Source organism: Tardiphaga sp. 37S4 (assembly GCF_021044645.1).
GTDB lineage: Bacteria > Pseudomonadota > Alphaproteobacteria > Rhizobiales > Xanthobacteraceae > Tardiphaga > Tardiphaga robiniae.
Map to the genome: position 1 here is coordinate 5,185,769 of NZ_CP088008.1, position 21,987 is coordinate 5,207,755.

19 protein-coding genes, 1 tRNA gene and 1 riboswitch are annotated in these 21,987 nt (G+C 62.1%); of the genes, 12 read left to right on the forward strand and 8 right to left on the reverse strand.

Going from position 1 to position 21,987, the window contains the following annotated elements:
* Window positions 1-143 precede the first annotated feature (143 nt).
* Window positions 144-974 (reverse strand): hypothetical protein, encoded by an 831-nt coding sequence (locus LPB73_RS24550; RefSeq protein WP_089266546.1) that lies wholly within the window; start codon window positions 972-974, stop codon window positions 144-146.
* 210 nt (window positions 975-1,184) lie between these two features.
* On the opposite strand from LPB73_RS24550, the gene LPB73_RS24555 reads away from it, so the two are divergent.
* The 4 genes from LPB73_RS24555 to LPB73_RS24570 all read left to right on the forward strand — a co-directional run bounded on the left by LPB73_RS24555 (window position 1,185) and on the right by LPB73_RS24570 (window position 5,745).
* Window positions 1,185-2,570: a cytochrome P450 gene (locus LPB73_RS24555; protein WP_231078513.1), complete on the forward strand. Its 1,386-nt coding sequence runs from the start codon at window positions 1,185-1,187 to the stop codon at window positions 2,568-2,570.
* Window positions 2,571-2,707: 137 nt separating this feature from the next.
* Complete coding sequence (locus tag LPB73_RS24560) at window positions 2,708-4,117, forward strand: adenylate/guanylate cyclase domain-containing protein (RefSeq protein WP_089266543.1); 1,410 nt, start codon at window positions 2,708-2,710, stop codon at window positions 4,115-4,117.
* 157 nt (window positions 4,118-4,274) lie between these two features.
* The gene (locus tag LPB73_RS24565; protein WP_089266541.1) at window positions 4,275-4,754 is read left to right on the forward strand and encodes a TerB family tellurite resistance protein; all 480 of its coding nucleotides are present in this window, start codon (window positions 4,275-4,277) and stop codon (window positions 4,752-4,754) included.
* 211 nt (window positions 4,755-4,965) lie between these two features.
* A complete protein-coding gene (locus tag LPB73_RS24570; RefSeq protein ID WP_089266539.1) occupies window positions 4,966-5,745 on the forward strand; it encodes an SDR family NAD(P)-dependent oxidoreductase in 780 nt (259 codons plus the stop codon).
* A 111-nt stretch (window positions 5,746-5,856) separates the two neighbouring features.
* On the opposite strand, the gene LPB73_RS24575 is transcribed toward LPB73_RS24570, so the two are convergent.
* A tRNA-Ala gene (locus tag LPB73_RS24575) sits at window positions 5,857-5,932 on the reverse strand.
* Between the two features lie 196 nt (window positions 5,933-6,128).
* Between LPB73_RS24575 and LPB73_RS24580 the strand changes: the two genes are divergently transcribed.
* The 3 genes from LPB73_RS24580 to folD are packed head-to-tail and all read left to right on the forward strand — an operon-like array spanning window position 6,129 to window position 7,663.
* Window positions 6,129-6,419, forward strand: a complete 291-nt coding sequence (locus LPB73_RS24580) for a YggT family protein (RefSeq protein WP_068737841.1) — start codon at window positions 6,129-6,131, stop codon at window positions 6,417-6,419.
* A 15-nt stretch (window positions 6,420-6,434) separates the two neighbouring features.
* A complete protein-coding gene (locus tag LPB73_RS24585; protein WP_231078514.1) occupies window positions 6,435-6,782 on the forward strand; it encodes a DUF167 domain-containing protein in 348 nt (115 codons plus the stop codon).
* Window positions 6,779-7,663 (forward strand): bifunctional methylenetetrahydrofolate dehydrogenase/methenyltetrahydrofolate cyclohydrolase FolD, encoded by an 885-nt coding sequence (gene folD / locus LPB73_RS24590; RefSeq protein ID WP_231078515.1) that lies wholly within the window; start codon window positions 6,779-6,781, stop codon window positions 7,661-7,663. The genes LPB73_RS24585 and folD overlap by 4 nt, the downstream gene beginning before the upstream one ends.
* Here the strand turns inward: folD and LPB73_RS24595 are convergent.
* The 3 genes from LPB73_RS24595 to LPB73_RS24605 all read right to left on the reverse strand — a co-directional run bounded on the left by LPB73_RS24595 (window position 7,660) and on the right by LPB73_RS24605 (window position 10,340).
* Window positions 7,660-9,141 (reverse strand): M20 family peptidase, encoded by a 1,482-nt coding sequence (locus LPB73_RS24595; protein WP_231078516.1) that lies wholly within the window; start codon window positions 9,139-9,141, stop codon window positions 7,660-7,662. The genes folD and LPB73_RS24595 overlap by 4 nt on opposite strands.
* Window positions 9,142-9,172: 31 nt before the next feature.
* Window positions 9,173-9,727, reverse strand: coding sequence for an inorganic diphosphatase (gene ppa, locus LPB73_RS24600; protein WP_089266533.1), 555 nt, complete (start codon window positions 9,725-9,727; stop codon window positions 9,173-9,175).
* 103 nt (window positions 9,728-9,830) lie between these two features.
* Complete coding sequence (locus LPB73_RS24605; RefSeq protein WP_068737851.1) at window positions 9,831-10,340, reverse strand: GNAT family N-acetyltransferase; 510 nt, start codon at window positions 10,338-10,340, stop codon at window positions 9,831-9,833.
* 279 nt (window positions 10,341-10,619) lie between these two features.
* Between LPB73_RS24605 and LPB73_RS24610 the strand changes: the two genes are divergently transcribed.
* Together LPB73_RS24610 and LPB73_RS24615 are read left to right on the forward strand one after the other, a co-directional pair.
* Entirely contained in the window at window positions 10,620-11,504 is an 885-nt protein-coding gene (locus tag LPB73_RS24610) for an alpha/beta hydrolase family protein (protein WP_231078517.1), read from the forward strand.
* A 34-nt stretch (window positions 11,505-11,538) separates the two neighbouring features.
* Entirely contained in the window at window positions 11,539-11,949 is a 411-nt protein-coding gene (locus LPB73_RS24615; protein ID WP_231078518.1) for a thiol-disulfide oxidoreductase DCC family protein, read from the forward strand.
* 8 nt (window positions 11,950-11,957) lie between these two features.
* Here LPB73_RS24615 and LPB73_RS24620 read toward each other — a convergent pair whose 3' ends face one another.
* Window positions 11,958-13,211, reverse strand: coding sequence for a flavin monoamine oxidase family protein (locus tag LPB73_RS24620; RefSeq protein WP_231078519.1), 1,254 nt, complete (start codon window positions 13,209-13,211; stop codon window positions 11,958-11,960).
* Between the two features lie 93 nt (window positions 13,212-13,304).
* On the opposite strand from LPB73_RS24620, the gene maiA reads away from it, so the two are divergent.
* On the forward strand, window positions 13,305-13,970 hold the full coding sequence (gene maiA / locus LPB73_RS24625) for a maleylacetoacetate isomerase (protein ID WP_231078520.1): 666 nt from the start codon (window positions 13,305-13,307) through the stop codon (window positions 13,968-13,970).
* Window positions 13,971-14,163: 193 nt separating this feature from the next.
* Here the strand turns inward: maiA and typA are convergent, their stop codons facing one another.
* A complete protein-coding gene (typA, locus tag LPB73_RS24630; RefSeq protein WP_089266528.1) occupies window positions 14,164-15,987 on the reverse strand; it encodes a translational GTPase TypA in 1,824 nt (607 codons plus the stop codon).
* A gap of 232 nt (window positions 15,988-16,219) precedes the next feature.
* Entirely contained in the window at window positions 16,220-17,773 is a 1,554-nt protein-coding gene (locus LPB73_RS24635) for an alkaline phosphatase D family protein (RefSeq protein WP_231078521.1), read from the reverse strand.
* A 145-nt stretch (window positions 17,774-17,918) separates the two neighbouring features.
* A riboswitch (cobalamin riboswitch) is annotated at window positions 17,919-18,108 on the forward strand.
* 101 nt (window positions 18,109-18,209) lie between these two features.
* On the opposite strand from LPB73_RS24635, the gene LPB73_RS24640 reads away from it, so the two are divergent.
* Both LPB73_RS24640 and LPB73_RS24645 read left to right on the forward strand, forming a co-directional pair.
* Complete coding sequence (locus tag LPB73_RS24640; protein ID WP_231078522.1) at window positions 18,210-20,486, forward strand: TonB-dependent receptor; 2,277 nt, start codon at window positions 18,210-18,212, stop codon at window positions 20,484-20,486.
* Between the two features lie 2 nt (window positions 20,487-20,488).
* Window positions 20,489-21,937 carry a PepSY domain-containing protein gene (locus LPB73_RS24645; protein ID WP_231078523.1) on the forward strand — a complete coding sequence of 483 codons (1,449 nt, stop codon included), beginning with the start codon at window positions 20,489-20,491 and terminating at the stop codon, window positions 21,935-21,937.
* Window positions 21,938-21,987: the final 50 nt, after the last annotated feature.

The following is a 21,987-nucleotide window of genomic DNA, read 5'->3' on the forward strand; positions in this document are numbered from 1 at the left end:
TTGTTCGAAATCGCAAAGAGCCCCGCCATGTGCGGGGCACTTTCGTTATTCTGTTATCGCAGCAATAGTACCAGGATGATGAGGGGAAGCGGGATTCCGAGTAGCCACAGAAGAATGGGCATGGTTGTCTCCTTTGATTGGGGTTAACGACGCTTCTTCCAGGTCCCGTCACGAAGCCCGCCACCTTCCGTCGCGGCAAGGCTGGCGGAGAAGGCGCCGATCAGCAGCGACGCCGTGAGCCAGAATGCGAGCTGCATCGCGGCCTTGCGTGCGGCATCCACCGCGGTCTTCGCATCGTTGATGACTTCAGTGACGCGCTTGTCGGCATCTGCCTCGCTCAGACCGGTGCGGCTGGCGACAACCTTGTTGACGTAGCTGCGGTCGGCAGGCTTGAGATCTCCACCACGGAAACTGGCAGCCATCACACGTGACAGTTCACCACGCGCTTCCGCGCTGGTGCCATCGGCCGACGGCGTCGTCGGACGCAGCAGCGAATCCAGGTAGCCATCGCTCGGACCTGACTGGGCTGCAGCAGCGGTTGCACCGGCAGCAACACCCGACGCGGCTCCGCTCAGCAAAGTGGTTGCTGGAGATGCCAGCAGGATCGCTCCCAAAACCGTCGCGAACGACCAGGCCAGGAATCCATGCGCGGTGTCACGAAAGTAGACTTCGTCCGAATGCACGCCGATCCAGCGCGACCGCAGACGGCCGGCAATATAACCACCGAGCGATGACGAGATCATCGCGATGACGATCAGGTAGATACCGGTCGTGATCTTGAACGTGGTCGCGGAGGCGCCGGAACTTGCCCACGGAGACACGACAGACAGACCGAGACCTGTGCCAAAGGCAATCAGGACGAGCGTCAGTGCGAGCGAAACCACGGCACCGGCTGCAACCGCAGCCCACGATACGCCGGAGGTTTGCGGTTCGTCGACGCTTACATTGGGTTGGACGACAACGGTATCGATCATTTTAAATCCTCAGGCCGGTCCGATATGGAGCCACTGCCTCCCTAATGTGCATGCGTGAGTATCGTTCCGAGGGATGCGCCCGCTGGACCGCAATATTGGTCGATGCGTGCGTTGCGGCCACGCTTTCCATCGAGGCCTCCATGGCGCGCGGATGGACGCCTGCTATAATGACGAGACGCTCCGGTCCCTGGATCAATTGCGAGGCCCATCGTGAGCATTGCCGAGGTCTACGATTTCTCCTCTGCGCGAGCGCCCCTGGTGCCGCCGAGCCCGCCACGTGCGCCCGAAAACATGGGTGCGCTAGGGCGTATGTCGGCAATGCGCCGCAGCGCCATCGAGACCTGGGGTCAGCGCGCCTATGAAGATGACATCGTCAAGGGCCGCTTCTTCGGCCACGCGAGCTTCATCCTCAACGATCCCGACGCGATCCGCCATGTGCTGGTGGACAATTACGAGAACTATACCCGCACGCCCGCTGCATTCCGCGTGCTGCGGCCGATGCTCGGCGAGGGCCTGCTGCTCGCCGAAGGCCGCACCTGGAAACACCAGCGCCGCACCCTGGCGCCCGCTTTCACGCCGCGCGCGGTGACGACTTTGGTGCCGCACATGATCTCGGCGGTCGATGACACGCTGGCCGACCTGCATCGCGCCGTGGGCAAGCCGGTCGATCTGCGCGCGATCATGCAGCGGATGACGCTGGAGATCGCAGGCCGCACCATGTTCTCCTTCGGCATGGCCGAGCATGGCGCGAAGCTGCGCGACTTCGTGATGGAATACGGCATGAACCTGGCACGGCCGCATTTCCTCGATCTGCTGCTGCCGCTGGGCTGGCCGACGCCGCAGGATATCTCGCGCGCCTTCTTTCGCAGACGCTGGACGAGATTCGTCGGCGAGCTGATGACCGCACGTCGCGCCGCCGGCAAGAACGACGACGCGCCGCGCGATCTGTTCGACCTGATGGTGGCCGCGCGCGATCCGGAAACCGGCGCATCCTTCACCGATGGGCAGCTCGGCGATCAGGTGGCGACGATGATCCTCGCCGGCCATGAGACGACGGCAACGGCGCTATTCTGGGCGCTGTATATGCTGACGCTGGACCCGGCGACCCAGGAGCAGGTCGCGGCCGAAGCCCGTGCCGCCAGCGCGAGCGGCACATTCGACATGGAGCATCTGAAGTTCACCCGCGCGGTGATCGATGAGACCATGCGGCTCTATCCGCCCGCCTTCCTGATCGCACGCGCCGCCGCGGGCCCTGATCGTCTGGCTGGCCAGTCCGTCGCCAGCAAGGACGTGATCCTGATCGCGCCCTGGCTACTGCATCGGCACGAGAAATTGTGGCACGAGCCCAACGCCTTCATGCCGTCCCGTTTCATGCCCGGCGCGACACCGCCGGACCGCTTCGCCTATCTGCCTTTCGGCGTCGGTGCCCGGGTCTGCATCGGCGCGCATTTCGCGCTTGTCGAGGCCACATTGGCGCTGGCGAAAATCATCGGCGCTATCCGCGTCGAGCTACCGGATAAAGCGCCCGTCATGCCTATCGGCGTGGTGACGACACAACCGGATCGCTCGCCAATGTTCCGCATTGAGCGGCGTTGACGTTATTTTAGCACGCCCTCTCCTCACGTCTTCCCCGCCCCCGCGCGCGCTCATGGCACTTAGGCGGAACGACAAGTTGAAGTGTTGCGTCAAAGCCCTGTCTTGGACGTAGCGACTATTTGGCCTAAACTGATGCCATGAGTGATGTTCAGGCACTATTCGCGACATTGAACCAGGCGACCGATCCGGCCGTAGCCGATGCCATTGCACAACTGATCCGCGACGGCGCGGACCACGAACTCAATCGTATCAACGTGCTGGATTTTGCGGCACGCCGCGGCCTGAACGAAGAGCGCGTCATTTCCGGCTTCCTGCATGCCTCCCGCCTCGGCCTGTTCGACCTGACCTGGAATGTGTTGTGCCCGGGCTGCAGCGGCGTCCTCGACGCCCACAGCACGCTGAAATCGCTGCGCCATGACGACTACCATTGCGGGCTCTGCGCCTGCGGCTATGAAGCGTCGGTTGACGAGCAGGTCGAGGTGGCGTTCACGGTCGCACCGCGCGTCAGGCACATCGCTGCACACGACCCCAATACGCTGCCGCTCTGGGAATACTTCAAGCAGGTGTTCTGGAGCTCAGGCGTCGATCTCAATCAGGAATCGTTTGCGTCACTCACCGATGAAGTGACACTGGACGCAATGGAATTGCCGGCACATGAAAAAGCGGTGATGTCGCTGCACTTGCCGTCGGAATTCGTCATCGTATTTGAGCCGGTAACCCATGCCGCGCAGTTCATTGACGTGCAGGGCGAGCCGACCAAGGAACGACAGCATTTGTCGCTGATCTACAACCGGCAGCATACACCGACCGGCACCATCACGCTGCAACCCGGACCGTTGCGATTGTCCCTCGAGAACCAGACCGAGGTGCGCGTGCTGCCATCGGTATTTGTCGCGGCCGAGGGCCTCCATCACCTGATCGGCAAGCGCAAACCGTTCCTCACGGCCAAGCGGATACTCACCAACCAGACCTTTCGCGATGTCTACAAGGCCGACAACCTTAACATCGATCAGCGCCTGAAGATTACCTCGCTGACTTTCCTGTTCACCGACCTCAAGGGCTCGACGGCCTTGTACGAGCGCGTCGGCGATCTCGCAGCCTTCGATCTGGTGCGTGCGCATTTCCACGCACTGCTGGAGATCATTGCGTCGGAAGCGGGAGCCGTCGTGAAGACCATCGGGGATGCCGTCATGGCGACCTTTACGCGGCCCGAACAGGCGCTGGCCGCAGGTCTGCGCATGCGCGCCGCGATGGAGCGATTGAACGAGGAGCGCGGCACCAAGGACCTCGTGGTCAAAATCGGCATCCATGAGGGGCCCTGCCTCGCTGTGATGCTGAACGAGCGGCAGGATTACTTTGGCCAGACCGTCAATATCGCTGCCAGGGTGCAGGGCCTGTCAACCTCGCAGGCGATCCACGTCACCAGCCCGGTGATATCAGCGCTGGCCGTGGAAGCCATCCTGAGGAAGGCCGAAATCACGCCGATCCAGAAGCACGCCGCCTTGCGCGGCATCGCCGACAAGATCGTGGTCTATGAGATTCCGTGACACGAGATCCCGTAAACTACCGATCGTCTCAATCGTTACTTAACTGTCATCAGCGCTTCGGGAACCCGGCCGCATTGCGCGCGTTCCATTTTCGCGCCACAAAGCACGAGCGCTTTCGCCGCATGGCAGCCCGCTCGATCATCTGGTTCAAGGAATAATGCTCGAAAAACTGCGCCAATTCATTGCCGACGTGGTGTCTCCCGATGCGCACGGAAATCAGGCATTCGACGATACCGGCTTCCGTCTTGCCGCCACGGCACTGATGCTTCACGTCATCTCGCTGGACGGGGAGCCCTCAGCTATCGAGAGAGCCAAGTTGCACAGCCTGATCGAGTCGCGTTTCGAGCTCGATCCAGGCACGGCTGACAGGCTCATCTCGGCTGCCACCCTCGTCGAAGGCGAGGCCGTCGATCTCTATCACTTTACAAGCGTCATCATGCGCGTGGTCGACGAGCCCGGTCGTGTCCGTCTCGTCGAGATGATGTGGCAGCTGGTCTATGCTGACGGCCGCGTCAGTGAGTTCGAGGAAAATGTGGTCTGGCGCGCAGCCGACCTGCTCGCAGTTTCATCACGTGACCGGATGGAGCTCAAACGACGCGTGGCGGGCGGTACGGCCACAACGGATACGACTGTCTGAGCAGGCGCAGCCTGACCGGCAAATGACGGCACCACGACGCATAACCAAAGTTTAATGCGCGGTCCCCGATAATTCATGCCACTGCTACACGCTCGGGAACTGGAGGTCCTGCGGTACTCCGGTGGTCATTCCGACTTGCACATCACGGGTATCCCTATTACGCCTGTAGACGCATGCAAATCGTCCTCACGTATTTTAAGAGTACCTTATTGTGACTGAGCGCGTGACGTTGATAACCGGAGCCTCGGCCGGAATTGGCGCCGAGTTCGCGCGCATCTTCGCTGCGAACAAGCATCGCGTCGCTCTGGTTGCACGCCGTGCCGAGCGCCTGAATGCGCTGGCCGCTGAAATCACTGCTGCGGGCGGTGCTGCGCCCATCATCATTCCCTGCGATCTAGAACAGCGCGACGCCTGCGCCCAGATCGCGGCTGCCCTCGCTGCTGCCGATGTCGAGGTGGAGTACGTCGTGAACAATGCCGGCTTCGGCATGTTCGGTCGCGCCATCGACATGGACCGCGACCGGCAACTCGGCATGCTCGAGGTCAATGTGCGCGCACTGACGGATCTGTCGCTGCGCTTTTCCGAGAGCCTGATCCGCAACAAGGGCGGCATTCTCAATCTCAGCTCGATCGCGGGTTTTTTGCCGGGTCCCGGAATGGCCGTGTACTACGCCAGCAAGGCCTATGTGCTGTCCTTCACCGAAGCGCTGCGTCAGGAGCTCGGCTCCAAGGGTGTGCGCGTGACCGCATTGTGCCCCGGTCCGGTGCCTTCGGAATTCCAGGCGCGCGCCGGATTCACGCCGGGCCTCGACTCGGCGATCCTCAATGTCTCGGCGGCTGACGTCGCCCTGCTGGGCTATCAGGGCCTGATGGCCAATAAGCGCACAGTTTTCCCCGGCCTCGGCATCAAGATCGTGCCGCTGCTGCTGCGGCTTTTTCCGCGCGGCTTCATCGCGGGGGCGGTGGCAAGGTTGCAGTTGAGACGGGTGTGAAGCCGGTCTGCCTACGCCCTGCGGGCTTCGGCGAGACATCCTTCGTTTGCTTCGCTTTTTATGGTCGGGAGGGTGGCTTGCCGAGCCGGAGCTTGCGAAGCAAGCGAAGGATGGTGGAGCCAGGCGGGATCGAACCGCCGACCTCGTCATTGCGAACGACGCGCTCTCCCAGCTGAGCTATGGCCCCGATACGAACCGGGTCGCCCATGCGATCCGGTCAGCAATCGGCGCCATTTACAATCCCCGTTAACGGCAAGTCAAGAACGTCGCAAAAGCGCGGTTTTCCGGCACTTTTCGCCCGGAACTTCCCTTGTTTGAGGGGGGCTGAACCGATATTTAGCGGACAGTCGAATCCGCGACCTAACCCGCGAGCCATCCCCGCCATGCGCGCCGTTCTCGATATCGTGCTGATCATTCTCGATCTCTATGTCTGGCTGCTGATCGCCTCGGCGATCCTGTCCTGGCTGATCGCCTTCAACGTCGTCAACACCCGCAACCAGTTCGTCTCCGCGATCGCCGAATTCCTGTTCCGGATCACCGAGCCCGTGCTGGCGCCGATCCGCAGGATGCTGCCGAGCCTCGGCGGTCTCGATATCTCGCCGATCATCCTGATCCTGATCATCATGTTCCTGCAGCGGGTGATCACCTACTACATCTATCCCAGCGTCTTCTGATCGGCCGCCGGCTTCGTGGCAGATCCCTGGCGCTACGCGACTGACGGTGTCAGCATCGCCGTTCGCGTGACGCCGCGGGGTGGCCGAGACGATATCGACGGAATCGAGACGATGGCCAATGGCCGCTCGGTGGTGAAGGTGCGGGTGCGCGCCATCGCCGAGGGCGGAGAGGCGAACCGCGCGGTGACCGAACTGCTTGCCAAGCGGCTCGGCGTGCCGAAGCGAGATGTGCGCGTGCTGTCCGGCACCACGTCGCGCGTGAAGCAGATCGCGGTCGACGGCGACCCGACGAAACTGGGCGCGATGCTGCGCAAGATCACTGCAGCAACGCCCGACGATACAGACGACAGGACCGACACATGACCGCCAGCATCATCGATGGAAAGATCATTGCCGCCGAATTGCGCGGCCGCGTCGCCGCCGAAGTCGCGCGCGTCAAAGCCGAGCATGGCGTGACGCCTGGCCTCGCCGTAGTGCTGGTCGGCAGCGATCCTGCCAGCGAGGTCTATGTGCGCAGCAAGCACAAGCAGACCCAGGAAGCCGGCATGGCCTCCTTCGAACACAAGCTGCCGGCTGATGTCGCACAGGCCGATCTGATCGCGCTGGTGCAGAAGCTGAATGCCGATCCCACCGTCCACGGCATTCTCGTGCAGCTGCCCCTGCCCAAGGGTCTCGATACCGACGCCGTCGTCAATGCCATCGATCCCGCCAAGGACGTCGACGGCCTGCACCCGATCAATGCCGGACGCCTCGCCAGCGGCATGCCCGCACTGTCCCCCTGCACGCCGCTCGGCTGCATCATCCTGACCAAGAGCGTGCACAAATCACTCGAAGGCATGAATGCCATCGTGATCGGGCGCTCCAATCTGGTCGGCCGTCCCTTGGTGCAGTTGCTGCTCAATGAAAACGCCACCGTGACCATCGCGCATTCGAAGTCGCGCGATCTCGCCAAGCTCTGCGCGCAGGCCGATCTAGTCTATGCGGCAGTGGGCCGCCCTGAAATGGTGCGCGGTGACTGGATCAAGCCCGGCGCGACCGTGATCGATGTGGGCATCAATCGGCTGCCCGGTGCCGAAGGCAAGACGCGTCTCGTCGGCGACGTGGCCTATCAGGAAGCGCTGAAGACCGCCGGCGCGATCACGCCGGTCCCCGGCGGCGTCGGCCAGATGACCGTTGCCTGCCTGCTGGTGAACACGCTGCGCGCGGCCTGTGCGATTCACAAGCTCGCAGCGCCGGCGGTTTAGTTCGCCGTATTCTCGATCAACCGTCGATAGAACCGGATCATGTCTGCGTAATTCGCGACGCTCAGCCGTTCGTTGGTGCCGTGAAAACGCTTGAGGTCTTCCGACGTCGCGCGCACCGGCGAGAAGCGGAAGATGTTGTCCGTCACATTCGTATAGTGCCGCGAATCCGTTGCCGCGACCATCAGGCCCGGTGCCACCAGCGCATCCGGGAAAATCTCGCGAATGGTCTGATTGAGCGCGCGATAAGAAGGACTCGCGGTCCCGGTCACCGGGGGCGGATCGGTATTGCCGGGGAACGGCGCGATGGAAATCCTGTCGTTGCTGACCGCGCTGCGTACGTGTTCGGTGACGCTAGCTTGCGTATCGCCGGGCAACAGCCGGAAATTCACCGTGGCCTCCGCATTGCCCGGCAGCACATTGTCCTGCTCGCCGGCCTTGAAGATCGTCAGCGCCGTGGTCGTGCGCACCGTTGCCTCGGTCGGACCGCTCTTCTCGAATTCGCGCAGCAACAGCGGCTTGAACAGCCACAGATTGGACAGTACCACGCGGTTGAAGCCGCTCATTTCCGGCGCGATGGTGTCGAACATCTCGCCGACGGTGCCACGGATCTGCATCGGCAGGCGCTTGTTTTCGAGCTGCGTCAGCGCCGCGCTCATCATGCCGATGGCAGTCTCGCGCGGCGGCATCGACGAGTGACCGGGCGTGCCATGCGCGGTCAGCACCAGCGTCGCATAGCCTTTCTCGGCGACGCCGATCAGCGCCATCGGCTTGTCGAGCCCCTTGAGAATGCCCTCGGTGATCAAAAGGCCTTCATCGAGCACGAAGTCGAGCTTGACGCCACGCGACGTCAGCAGCGCCGCGATCGCCCTTGCGCCGCGGGTGCCGGAGACTTCCTCGTCATGGCCGAAGGCGAAATAGATGGTGCGCTTGGGGCGGAAACCCTGCTTCGCCATCACCTCGGCGGCCTCGAGGATTGAATACAGATTACCCTTGTCGTCCCAGGAGCCACGGCCCCAGATGAAGCCATCGGCGACGACGCCCTTGAACGGCGGTTGCTGCCAGTCTTTCTCGGTGCCCGGTGCGACGGGCACGACATCCTGATGCGCCAGCAGCGCAATCGGCTTCAAGGCAGGATCGCTGCCTTCCCATGTGTAGAGCAGACTGTAGTTGCCGACGAGTTCGCGCTTCGCCACGGCATGGAAGGCCGGAAAGCTCGCCACCAGATGCGCCTGCATCGCGCGCAGCGGTTCGGCGGCCTGATCGGGATTGAGGAAATTGGAGATGGTCGGGAAGCGTATTGCTTCCGCAAGTCGCTCTGCCGCCGCCTGCTCATTGACCGGCGCTTTCGCCGCCGCGGTCACCTGAAGCTGCCGCGATCCTCCACTGAATGTCTTGACGAGCACGATGCCCGCGAGCAGCAAAACGGCCGCGATGACGATCAGCGCGGCCGTTCGGAGCAGTTTGATCCATCGGCGCATCGGAAGTCCCCTTCTGCTACGCCGGTCTCTGTTACTTGGTCTTGGCGGCCGATTCTTTTGCAGATTTGGCGCGCTCGATCCCTTCGAGGATCAGGCGCTGCGCATCGGCGGCGTCGCCCCAGCGCACCACCTTCACCCACTTGCCGGGCTCGAGATCCTTGTAGTGCTCGAAGAAGTGCTGGATCTGCTGCAGCGTGATCTCAGGCAGATCGCTGTAGTTCTTCACCTTGTCGTAGCGCTGGGTCAGCTTCGAGGTCGGCACGGCGATGATCTTCTCATCGAGGCCGCCTTCGTCTTCCATCAACAGCACGCCGACGGGACGCACGCTCATCACGGCGCCCGGCACGATGGCGCGGGTGTTAGCGATCAGCACGTCACAGGGGTCGCCATCGCCGGACAAAGTGTGCGGGATGAAACCGTAATTCCCCGGGTAGCGCATCGGGGTGTAGAGGAAGCGATCGACGAACAGTGCGCCGGATTCCTTGTCCATCTCATATTTGATGGGCTCGCCGCCCACCTGGACCTCGATGACGACGTTCACTTCATGCGGCGCCTTGGCGCCGAGCGGGATTGCGTCAAGACGCATCAAACACTCCAGATTTCATAGGGCAGGTTGCGACAGGCGTAGCCGAGCGAGAGCCCGGATTCAACGCCTGCGAGACCAGAAAATCATGAACCGGCTTAATGGCTTAATTCGTCCAGGCGAATGCCACTTTATCGAGCGATTTTGCGCCGAAACGCTCCGAGGAACGGGCCACCATACGGCCACCCAGAGCGCGGTAGAACTCCGTGGCGCCCTCATTGTCCGACAGCGCCCAGATCACCATGCTCTTCAGCCCGCTCTGCACGAGATCGCGCTTGGCGGAGGCGAACAGCCGGCGGCCGAAGCCGAGGCCCTGGAATTCCGGACGCAGGTAAAGTTCGTAGATCTCGCCTTCGAACTGCAGGCTGCGGGCGCGGTTGCGACCGTAATTGGCGTAGCCGGCGACCTTGTCACCGAAGCACAAAACGCTGACGCGGCTGCCCTTGCGGATCGCCGAATCCCACCAGCCGGGACCGCGGCGGTTGATCAGCTTTTCCAATTCGGGGCCCGGGATGAGACCTTGATAGGCCGCGCGCCAGGCTTCGTCATGGGTGGACGCCACCGCGGCTGCATCCGCAGCTTTGGCCGGCCGAACCTCGATCAGGGTTGTGCTCATGAGGGGATCAAAGCAAGTCGGCGGGCGCTCTTCAAGGTCCATCGTTAATTATCGGTTAACGTGTGGATTTTCAGCATCAGTTTACCGAAAGAGTTGTATCGAAAAAGGACAGAGCTGCATCCAATGCGCGCCGAACGCCATGTTTTCCACTGCTGGCACGTATCGCGCGAGTCGTGTCGCAGTTGCACACGCGTATCGATGTGCACAACTGCATCAATGTGATTCGCGGCGTGTAGAGTTCGACAGGCATTGCGTCCGCACGAAAGTCCCTGAGCGCTCATGAAACACGTCCAAGCGCTTTGCCTGCTGGCTGCATTGCTCGGAAGCGCCGCTACTGCCGCAGCCCAGACATCAGGCGCGCAGGCCCCGGAAGAAGCGCCGCATCGCCGGCAGGTCTGGTCGGTAGCGTCGCCCGATCCAAATACCAGTTCCCGCGCGGTGCTATTCCGCCCACCCGGCAATGGCCCGTTCCCGCTCGCTGTCATTGCGCATGCCACCACGCAGAATGCGCTGCGCCGCGCGCAGATGCCGCAACCGGAATATCGCGCACTGGCCTCCTGGTTCGTTGGGCGTGGCTACGCCGTGCTGGTGCCCGAGCGCCCCGGCCATGGCTTAACCGGCGGGCGTTATCTCGAAGACCAGGGCGGCTGCGACAATGCCGACTATCTCGGCGCCGGCCGCGCCACGGCGGATAGTATCGCCGCAGCGATGACTGACATTCGCAAACAACCCTTCATTCGCAGCGACGGTACGATCGTCGTCGGCCATTCCGCGGGCGGCTGGGGCGCGCTCGCCATGGCCGGCGCCAATCCGCAAGGCGTCAGAGCGATCATTGCCTTTGCCCCCGGACGCGGCGGCCATGCCAATGACCGGCCGAATGACGTCTGCGCGCCGCAGCGCCTGATCGCCGCTGCCGCAACCTTCGGACAGACGGCGCACACACCAGTGATCTGGCTCGTTGCGCGCAATGACAGCTATTTTTCGCCGGCCCTGTCACGTCAGCTCGCCGATGCGTTTCGCAAAGGCGGCGACAGAGTCGATTTTCATGAACTGCCGGCCTTCCACAACGAAGGCCACTGGCTTGCGGAAAGCGACGGCGGTGACGACATCTATGGTGCTGCGCTGGACAAGGCTTTGAAGGCCATCACGGCGAGGAAGCGATGACGCGCAAACCTGCGCAACCGGAGTGGACAGTGCAGTGACCGAGCCCTGGCCCGACGACGACGTCATCCTCTATGACGGCGTCTGTATCTTCTGCTCGCGCTGGATCCAGTTCGTCGCCAAACGCGACACTGATCATCGCTTTCGCTTCACCCCGATCCAGTCCGACTATGGCAGCCGCCTCGCCCGCCATTTCGGCATCGATCCCGCCGATCCCGACACCAATGCGGTGATCCATGGCGGCGTGGCTTATGTCAGATCCGATGCGGCGCTGACGGTGCTGTCGACCCTGCCCGGCTGGCAATGGGTGCGCATGCTGTTCGCCGTGCCGAAGGCGCTGCGCAATCCGGTCTACAGCCTGATCGCAACGAACCGCTATCGTATCTTCGGAAAGACCGAGGCGTGTATCGTGCCGGACGCGGGGATGAGGGCGAGGGTGATAGAGTAAGCGAGCGTCTACGCTTTGCTCTGCTTGCCTGTAGCCATCACGTCCTTCGCCGCCCGCTCTCCACTCTCTCGCGCCCCATGCGCCGTCGAGAAGAAATTCGGCGATGTCGCTTCGCCGGCAAAGAACAGCCTGCCATCCACTGGCGCCGCGAGAACCGCGCGCGCATCGGCATGGCCGGGCTTTGCCGCCGAATAGGCGCCTTGCGCGAAGCGATCATGTCCCCAGCGGGATTCCGCGAGCGGCGTGAGCTTGCTGCGGATGTCTGAGCCGAGCAGCGCCACGATCTCGTCGATGCTTTGCGCGGCGAGTGCACCCTGGCCGGCGTCTTCCAGGTCGCGTGCGAACCTGCCCCCGAAGAAGCCGGCGATGCAGGGGCGGCCGGACGGGCGCAGATGAAAGCTGCCGACACCGGTGCGCAGGGCGGCGCCGCGCAACCCGATATCGGACGGCCACTTCTCCGCGTCGGAGAGCGCCAGCATTACCTTGTTGTCGGCGCCGAGCGGCAGGCCGGCCGCGGCCTCGACCTTGCCGGGCAAAGGCGGCGTAAAACAGAAATTCTCGTTGGCGATAAGATTGGTCGGCACGCAGACGATGACTTTCGCTGCACGGAGCGTGCCGCGCGACGTCTCGATGCGGATAGGCGCACCGGAATGATCGATGAGTGTCACTTCGGTATTCAGCGCTACCGAACATGGCGCGCCATAGGCCGCGATCAGCGCACCGTAGCCATCGGGCAGGCGCCAGTTGATGTCCGTGTCCTCATAGGCATCCATGTCGTGCAGCGACACATCCTTGAGCTCGAAACCGTTGATATAGGTCGAGACCGCATCGATCATCGGATTCCACGGATTGCCGGGCTCAAGGCATGTCGCCGCCGGCGCATCGATCTCGTTTTCTGCGGCCTCCTCGGCGCGCTCATAGAACGCGTCGATCGCGGCGAAGAACTCATCGCGCTTCGCCTTTGAGAAGGCGACGTCATAAGCCTGATCGCGCCACGGCGGGCGCGACTTGTCCACGGCGAAGCCGAGCTCTTTCGCGATGCCGACGAAGTCATTCTTGTCGGCGGAGTGCAGCCATTCACAGCCCAGATCGAACGGAATGCCGGGGGCCGCCATGATCGTATGGGCACGGCCGCCGATCCGGTCGCGCGCTTCCAGCACAATCACGGAGAGCCCGGAACCTTCCAGCATACGCGCGGCGCCGAGGCCGGCAGCGCCGGCTCCGATGATGGCGACATCTACTTCGGAAGGCAGTCTGGTCATCGCGTCGGTATTCACAGCGGATGGGAAACGGGTGACAACGGGATAAAGGCTTGCTTGAATTATTCAAGCCACCGCTGCCCTCGGAGAAGATGCATGACAGCCCCACACGATTTTGAACTCTACGGCTTCTGGCGGACGTCCGCGACCTATCGCGTCCGCGTGGCGCTCAACCTGAAGGGATTGGAAGCGCACGAGCGCGTGATCGACCTCGACAAGGGCGAGCAGCGCGGCGACGCGTTCCTCAAGATCAATCCGCTCGGCGCGATTCCGGCCCTGATCGAGCCCGGCCACCTGCCGCTGACGCAGTCGCTGGCGATCCTGGAATTCCTCGACGAGATCCATCCGACCCCGCCGCTGCTGCCGAGCGATCCACACGGCCGCGCCCGCGTGCGTTCGATCGCCGCGATGCTGGCCGCCGACACCCACCCGCTCATTACGCCGCGTGTGCGCAAATATCTCGCCATCACCGCCGGCTTCGACGATGCCGCAGTTCGCGCCTGGCTGGTGCACTGGTTCACCACGGGCCTCGTCGCCGTGGAGAATCGCCTCGCCAGCGAGCCCGCCACCGGCCGCTTCTGTCATGGCGACGAGGTGACCATCGCCGACATCTGTCTGCTCAGCATCACCGCAACCATGAAGGTGCTGAAGATCGAGATTGCAGGTATTCCAACCATCAATCGCATCGTCGCTACCTGCGAGGCGATGGACGCGTTTGCGAAGGCCGATCCGTTGAAGCAGGTGGGAGCGCCGGCAAATTGACTCCGCCCTCATCCTGAGGAGCCGCGCAGCGGCGTCTCGAAGGATGGCCACGAGCGTCGGCGCGACACCAACTCATGGTTCGAGACGGCACTGCGCGCCTCCTCACCATGAGGGGCGGAGTGAAGGCATCGCACCAAACAAAAATGCCCGGCTTTCGCCGGGCATTTCGTAACCAGTCAAAGAATGCTCTCGCTTACGCGATCACTTCCTTGGTCTTTTCGGCGCGCTTGCGGTCGTTGGCATCGAGATGCTTCTTGCGCAGGCGGATTGACTTCGGGGTGATCTCGACCAGCTCGTCGCTCTCGATATAGGCCAGCGCCTTTTCGAGGGTCATGCGGATCGGCGGCGTCAAACGCACCGCTTCATCCTTCGAGGTGGTGCGGATGTTGGAGAGCTGCTTGCCCTTGAGAACGTTGAGTTCGAGATCGTTCTCGCGGGTGTGCTCGCCGATGATCATGCCCTTGTAGACCTTCCAGCCCGGCTCGATCATCATCGGGCCGCGATCTTCCAGCTTGAACATGGCGTAGGCCACCGCTTCGCCCTGGTCGTTGGAGATCAACACGCCGTTACGGCGGCCGGCGATCTCGCCCTTATAGGGCAGGTAGTCGTGGAACAGACGGTTCATGATCGCGGTACCCTTGGTATCGGTCATGAGTTCGCCCTGATAGCCGATCAGGCCGCGGGTCGGCGCGTAGAACACCAGACGCAGGCGGTTGCCGCCCGAAGGACGCATCTCGATCATCTCGGCCTTGCGTTCGCTCATCTTCTGAACGACCACGCCGGAGAATTCCTCATCGACGTCGATGACGACTTCCTCGACTGGCTCCAGCGTGTTGCCGTTTTCGTCCTTGGTGAGAACCACGCGTGGACGCGACACCGACAGTTCGAAGCCTTCGCGGCGCATGTTCTCGATCAGGATCGCGAGCTGCAATTCGCCGCGGCCCGACACTTCCATCGCGTCGCGATCGGCAGATTCGACAACCTTGAGCGCGACATTGCCTTCGGCTTCGCGCAACAGGCGGTCGCGGATCAGGCGGCTGGTGACCTTGTCGCCTTCGGTGCCGGCGAGCGGCGAGTTGTTGACGATGAAGGACATCGACACGGTCGGCGGATCGATCGGCTGCGCCTGGATCGGAATTTCAACCGACGGATCGCAGAAGGTATCGGCGACAGTGCCCTTCGGCAGGCCGGCGATGGCAACGATGTCGCCAGCTTCGGCGAGTTCCACCGGCTGGCGCTCGAGACCGCGGAAGGCCAGGATCTTGGTGATACGGCCGGTTTCGACGACCTTGCCGTCACGCGACAGCACCTTGACGGCCTGGTTCGGCTTCACCGAGCCCGCCGAGATGCGGCCGGTGATGATACGGCCGAGATAGGGGTTGGCTTCGAGGATGGTGCCGAGCATGCGGAACGCACCTTCTTCGACCACCGGCGGCGCGACATGCTTGATGACGAGATCGAACAGCGGCTTCATGCCGACATCATGCGACGCGTCCGGGCTGTCGGCCATCCAGCCGTTGCGGCCCGATCCGTACAGAATCGGGAAATCGAGCTGGTCGTCGGTGGCGTCGAGCGCTGCGAACAGGTCGAACACTTCGTTGACGACTTCGGTGATGCGGGCGTCCTGACGGTCGACCTTGTTGATCGCGACGATCGGCTTGAGGCCGAGCTTCAGCGCCTTGCCGACCACGAACTTGGTCTGCGGCATCGGGCCTTCAGCGGCGTCGACGAGCACGATCACGCCATCGACCATCGACAGGATGCGTTCGACTTCGCCGCCGAAGTCAGCGTGGCCCGGGGTGTCGACGATGTTGATCTGGACTTCATCCCACAGCACCGAGGTGCACTTGGCGAGAATGGTGATGCCGCGCTCTTTTTCGATGTCGTTCGAATCCATCGCGCGTTCCTGGACGCGCTGATTGTCGCGATACGTGCCCGACTGCTGCAGCAGCTTGTCCACGAGAGTGGTTTTGCCGTGGTCAACGTGGGCGATGATAGCAATGTTGCGAAGGTTCATAGGTCTTCTTCTGGTTACGGTCTGGGTGCCCTTGAGCGGGTTCAACAAGACATGCTCGACAACAAAAGGCTTATGCCTTGCGCTCGAGCGCGTTCGATAACTGCCTCGTCTGAAAACGCGCTGGGGCAATCCCTCCAAAAGCAAACCCGGCCAGAAGGGGCCGGGTACTCGGACGCGTTGCGGCGCAATATAGGGGGAAATCGCCGAAAAACAATGCGAATCTGCCAAATGGTTAGCCCAATTTCGGGTCCAGAACCGTGGCCCAAAGGGCCATATCGGCCCGATCCCGCAAGGTAACGGTCATTTGGCCGCTTTGGCCGTCGATTTTGACGTGACCGAAGAACTGCATGCCGGCCGACGGGGGCAAATTCTGCTTATCGGGCCCCGGCGCCTTCACGAAACGGACCTCGGGACCGAAGGTATTGTCGAGCGCCGCCGGGCCGAAGGTTCCGGCGTGAAACGGGCCCGAAACGAACTCCCAGAACGGCTCGAAATCCTGAAACTGCGCCTTTTCCGGATTGTAGTAATGCGCCGCCGTGTAATGCACGTCGGCGGTCAGCCAGACCGTGTTGCGGATACCGGCCGATTTGATGAAGCGCAGGATATCGGCGATTTCCAGCTCGCGGCCCCGCACTGGTCCGTCGCCCTGCGCGATGGCCTCAGACCCGGTTTTGTCGGCGGCGTTGTCATAGACGACGAGGCCGATCGGCATATCCGAGGCGATGACCTTCCAGGTCGCCTTCGAGGCCATCAATGCGCGCTTCAGCCAGGCCATCTGCTCCGGACCGATGAAATACGCATCGGGACCATAGCTCTCCTGCAGGTTCGGGCCGTTGGGCCCGCGATAGCTGCGCTCGTCCAGCATGAAGACATCGAGATGCGGGCCGTAATTGAGCGTGCGATAGACGCGGCCGGGTTCGGCCGGATTGACCGAGATCGGATACATCTCGTGAAAGGCACGGGCGCCGCGCGCAGCCAGCAGCGTGATGTCGCGCTCCTTGTAAGACGACGGCAACTGCTTCGAGAGCGACCAGTTGTTGGTGACTTCATGATCGTCCCACTGGCCGAAGATCGGCACCTGCGCATTGAAGGCGCGAACATTGTCGTCGAGCAGATTGTATTTGTGCGCGGCGCGGAATTCATCGAGCGTTTCGGCGACCTTCGCCTTCTCCGGCACCGTGATGGTGTTCTTCCAGATCGTGCCGTCAGGCAGTTTCGTTTCAGGCAGGATCGGACCATCGGCGTAGATCGTATCGCCGGAATGGATCAGGAAATCCGGGTTGTGGTTGCGCATGGTGGCATAGGTGACCATGCCGCCATCCTCGGCATTGATTCCCCAGCCCTGTCCGGCGACATCGCCGCCCCAAACAAAGGACACATCGCGGCGATCCGCCGGCGCGGTGCGGAAGCGACCGATCACCGGCTCGCCGACGATCTCGGTATGCGAGAGATCGCGGAATTTGACGCGGTAGAAGATATCCTGCCCGGCCGGCAGATTATCGAGCAGCAGCTTCGCCGTGAAATCGCTCTCGGGCAGCGCCGTGATAGCCGGCAACATGCGCGCATTGCTGAAGGATTCGGTAGTGGCGACTTCCACCATCATCTGCGCCGGTCGATCGGCGCGCGACCAGATCATACCGCTATTGATCCCGACATCGCCGGACTGAATGCCATGCGACACCATCGGGCGATCGGCGGCGCGGCTGAGATAGGGCATCGCAAGGAAGCTCGCGCCTGCTGCGGCTGAGTGCGCGAGAAAACGACGGCGGGAGATACGTAGCGCCATGGCGAACTCCTGATCCTGGCTCTGGCACCCGTGGTGCTAGGCAGAACACTTGACGCTGCGATGACAGGTGATGCGCAATATCAACACCCGCCAAAGCAAGTTGCGAATGGCTGGCAGCTTGATTGACACATTTGGAAATTTCACCTTAACGTGAACGCGACGGTTCCCTTCGGGGATCAAAAGGGAATGCGGTGAGGGGGATCCCCCGATTCCGCGGCTGCCCCCGCAACTGTAAGCGGCGAGCCTGCGCCAAGAGCCACTGGGTGTTCACCTGGGAAGGCGGCGACAGGCATTGACCCGCGAGCCAGGAGACCTGCCGCCAGTCGTGGTCACACGCGAGCACATTGGGCGGGGTGTCCTGGTGGAAGTCACACTGCCTGTTTGGGCGGGGCGACTTGGTTTGCGGTGACGTGCCACGTAACCGCGAGTCCTGTTCATGACCTCCGTTTCTCCCGTCGCATTGAAGCGACATACTCCCTTTCTTTATTCTGTTGCTCTCTCCTGCTTGTTGTGTCCGAGCGAAAGCTGGTCGCAAACCTCACAGTCGAGCCAGACGCTCGATCCTGTTGTCGTTCAGCCGTCAGCGACGCCTCAGCGCGCACGCCGCGCCACGAACGGCAATGCATCGCGCGCTACGCGCTCGCGGCAACAGCGCAATGTCGCTGCCAATACCGGCGCGCCGGTTGCCACGCCGACAGGCGCTGTCTTCGCAGCGCCGACGCTCAACCTCACAGGCACTACATCCACCGGCAGCCGCCTCGGCCTCACGCGCCTGCAGACGCCGGCCAGCGTCGAAGTGATCTCGGCGGAAACCATGGCCGAACGCGGCCAGCAGAACCTGATTGACGCCGTGACACAGAACGCCACCGGCTTCACCGCAAGCCCGGCGCCGGGCAATGGCAGCATCGCCTTCAACACCCGCGGCTTCACCGGCAACGGCACCGTGATGACTCTGTATGACGGCACACGGCTCTATGTCGGCTCGGGCACACTGACCTTCCCCTATGATACCTGGTCAGCTGAGCGCGTTGAGGTGCTACGCGGCCCGGCATCGGTGATGTATGGCGAAGGTGCCGTCGGCGGCGCCATCAACGTCATCTCGAAACTGCCGCTTTGGGTGCCGCGCAATCAGGCCGAAATCTCGCTCGACAGCAACATGACCCGGCGCATTGCAGTGGATAGCGGTGGACCGATCAACAAGGATGTCGCCTATCGCATCACCGCGACCGGCAACATGTCGGACGGCTGGGTCGATCGTGACAACACCTCCAATGTCGAAGTGCATGCCGCCGTCCAGATCAAGCAGACCGAAGACATCACCTGGACGATCTCTACGGATTACGGCGATCGCAGCCCGTCGCGCTATTTCGGCACACCGCTGATCAACGGCAAGCTCGATGAGTCCCTGCGCTTCAGGAATTACAATGTCGGCGACAGCAGCATCCGCTATCAGGACAGCTGGAACCAGGTGAAGACCGAGTGGCAGGTGACAGACAGCATTACGCTGCGCAACACCCTGTACTACCTGAACAGCCAGCGGCACTGGAAAGACGTCGAGACCTACAACTTCAGCGCCGCAACGGGCCGCATCAATCGCAGCGACTATATCGAGATCTTCCACGACCAGCAGCAGATCGGCGACCGCTTCGACGCGACGTTCCGCGGCCATATCTTTGGCATGGTTAACGAATTTGTCGCCGGCTTCGACGTCAACCAGATCGACTTCAAACACACCAACAACTCGCCCTATGGCGGCACGTCGTCGGTGTCGCTCACCGATTTCTTCCCTGGCTCCTTCGCTGCGACAACGACCCAAACGGTTCCGGGCTTCAGCACCACGACCAACCAGTACGGCCTATTCGCCGAGAACCGTCTGTCGATCACGGAACAACTCTCTCTGATCGCTGGGATCCGGCAGGACGAGCCGACTATCAATCGCACCGACTACGTCACCCCCGGTAACAGTTTCGAGAAATCCTTCTCAGCGACCAGCTGGCGCGCCGGAGCGGTCTATACGCCCATCAAGGACCTGGCCTTCTACGGCCAATATTCTACAGCCGTAGATCCGGTTGGCGGACTAGTCTCGCTGGCGGCGACAAACAAGAACTTCGAACTAGCGACAGGTAAGCAGGTCGAGATCGGCGTCAAACAATCGTTCTGGGGTGGCCGCGGCGAGTGGACCTTAGCCGGCTATCAGATCGTCAAAAACAACCTGTTGGCGCGCGATCCGAACTTGCCGTCAATGGTCGTCCAGGTCGGCCAGCAGTCGTCGCGCGGCGTCGAGGCTTCGGTCGGCCTCGCCCTCGACCACGGCTGGCGCATCGATGCCAATACCGCTTTCCTGCGCGCGAAATATGATGACTTCGTGCAGTCAGTTGGCGGCGTTGCGGTGAACTACGCCGGCAACGTGCCGGCCAATGTGCCGCAGAACGTCTCCAACATCTGGGCGACCTGGGCCTTTGCACCGGACTGGTCGGCAAATGTGGGCGTCCAATTCGTCGGCCGCATCTATGCAGATAACGCCAACACGCTCGTGCGTCCTGCCTATCAGGTTGTCAATGCCGGCGTGCAGTGGAAGGCCGACCGCAATACGACGGTGTCGTTCCGAGTCTACAATCTGCTCGACGAGGTTTATGCAACATCGGGCGGCACCAATCAGTGGCTGCTCGGCCTACCGCGCACCGCTCAACTCGCCGTCAATGTAAAGTTCTGAGCGTGCCACGCACACTGACACGAACACTCCGGCGGTGGCTGTATATCGGTCACCGCTGGGTCGGCATCGTCACCTGTCTCTTCTTCGCGATGTGGTTCATCTCCGGCGTGGTGATGATGTATGTCGCGTTTCCCGGCCTCTCCGATAAAGAGCGGCTGGCGGCATTGCCCGATATCGTCTGGGAGAAAGTGGCGCTCTCTCCCGACGAGGCGATGAAGAAGGCTGAGACCACGCACTATCCGCGTGAACTGCGATTGAACATGATCGCCGATGAGCCGGTGTATCGGTTGACTGGCTGGGACGGCAACCGGCAAACCATCTCCGCCGTCGATGGCCGTACCATCACCGAGGTCAACGAACAGCAGGCACTTGCCGTTGCCGGGCATCATCCCGCCAGCAAGTCGCCTCAGCTCGACGAGATCGTCGATCGCGATCAATGGAGCGTCACCGCGCGCTACGATCCGCTACGCCCATTTTATCTGATCACCCTCGGCGACGATGCCGGCACCAAGCTTTACGTCTCCTCACGCTCCGGCGAGATCGCGCTCGATACCAACCGCACCGAACGCGTCTGGAACTGGCTCGGCTCGATCCCGCACTGGATCTATCCGACCTTGCTGCGCAAGGACGGTCCGCTGTGGCGGCTCGTGGTGTTGTGGATCTCCGGCATCTGTTTGATCGTCGGCGTTACCGGAATCTGGATCGGTATTCTGCGCGTTCGCCTGAAGCGACGCTATGCGAACGGCAACATCACGCCCTATCGCGGCTGGATGGCGTGGCATCACGTCACCGGACTGATCGCGGGCCTGTTCGTGCTGACCTGGATGTTCTCGGGCTGGCTGTCGCTCGATCCCGGCCGCGTTTTTGCCGACCGCAATACGCCACGCGAGGTATTGCAACGCTATGCCGGCCATGACGCGCCTGATATCGCTGCGGCCATTCGCGCACCGGCGGACAAGGCCGCGGTCGAAGCGCGCTTCGTATGGATCGACGGCATGCCGCTGATGATCGTCGCGAAGCGCGACGGCACGAAAATGGCGATCAATCCGACAAGCGGCGAAATCGCAAGACTGCCGCAAGACCGCCTCTGGAACGCCGCAACAAAACTGCTTCCGGATTCGCGGATCGAAAACCGGCTAAGCCTCAGAAAATACGACGCTTATTGGTACGCACATCACAATGACCGCGAGCTGCCGGTGTTGCGCGCCAAATTCGATGACGACGCGCAGACCTGGTTTCACATCAGTCCCGTCACCGGCGACATTCTCGGCCGCGTCGACTCAAGCCGGCGTACCTATCGCTGGCTGTTCAATGCGCTGCACAGTTTCGATTTTCAGCTGCTGCTGATGTATCGCCCGGCCTGGGACATCGTGGTGTGGCTGCTGTCGATTCTCGGCACCATCGTCTCGGCGAGCGGCGTCGTGATCGGCTGGCGCTATCTCAAGCGCTAAAGCGTTTTCAAGCGAAGTGGTCCCGGTTCGCGTGAAGAAAACGCGTCAAA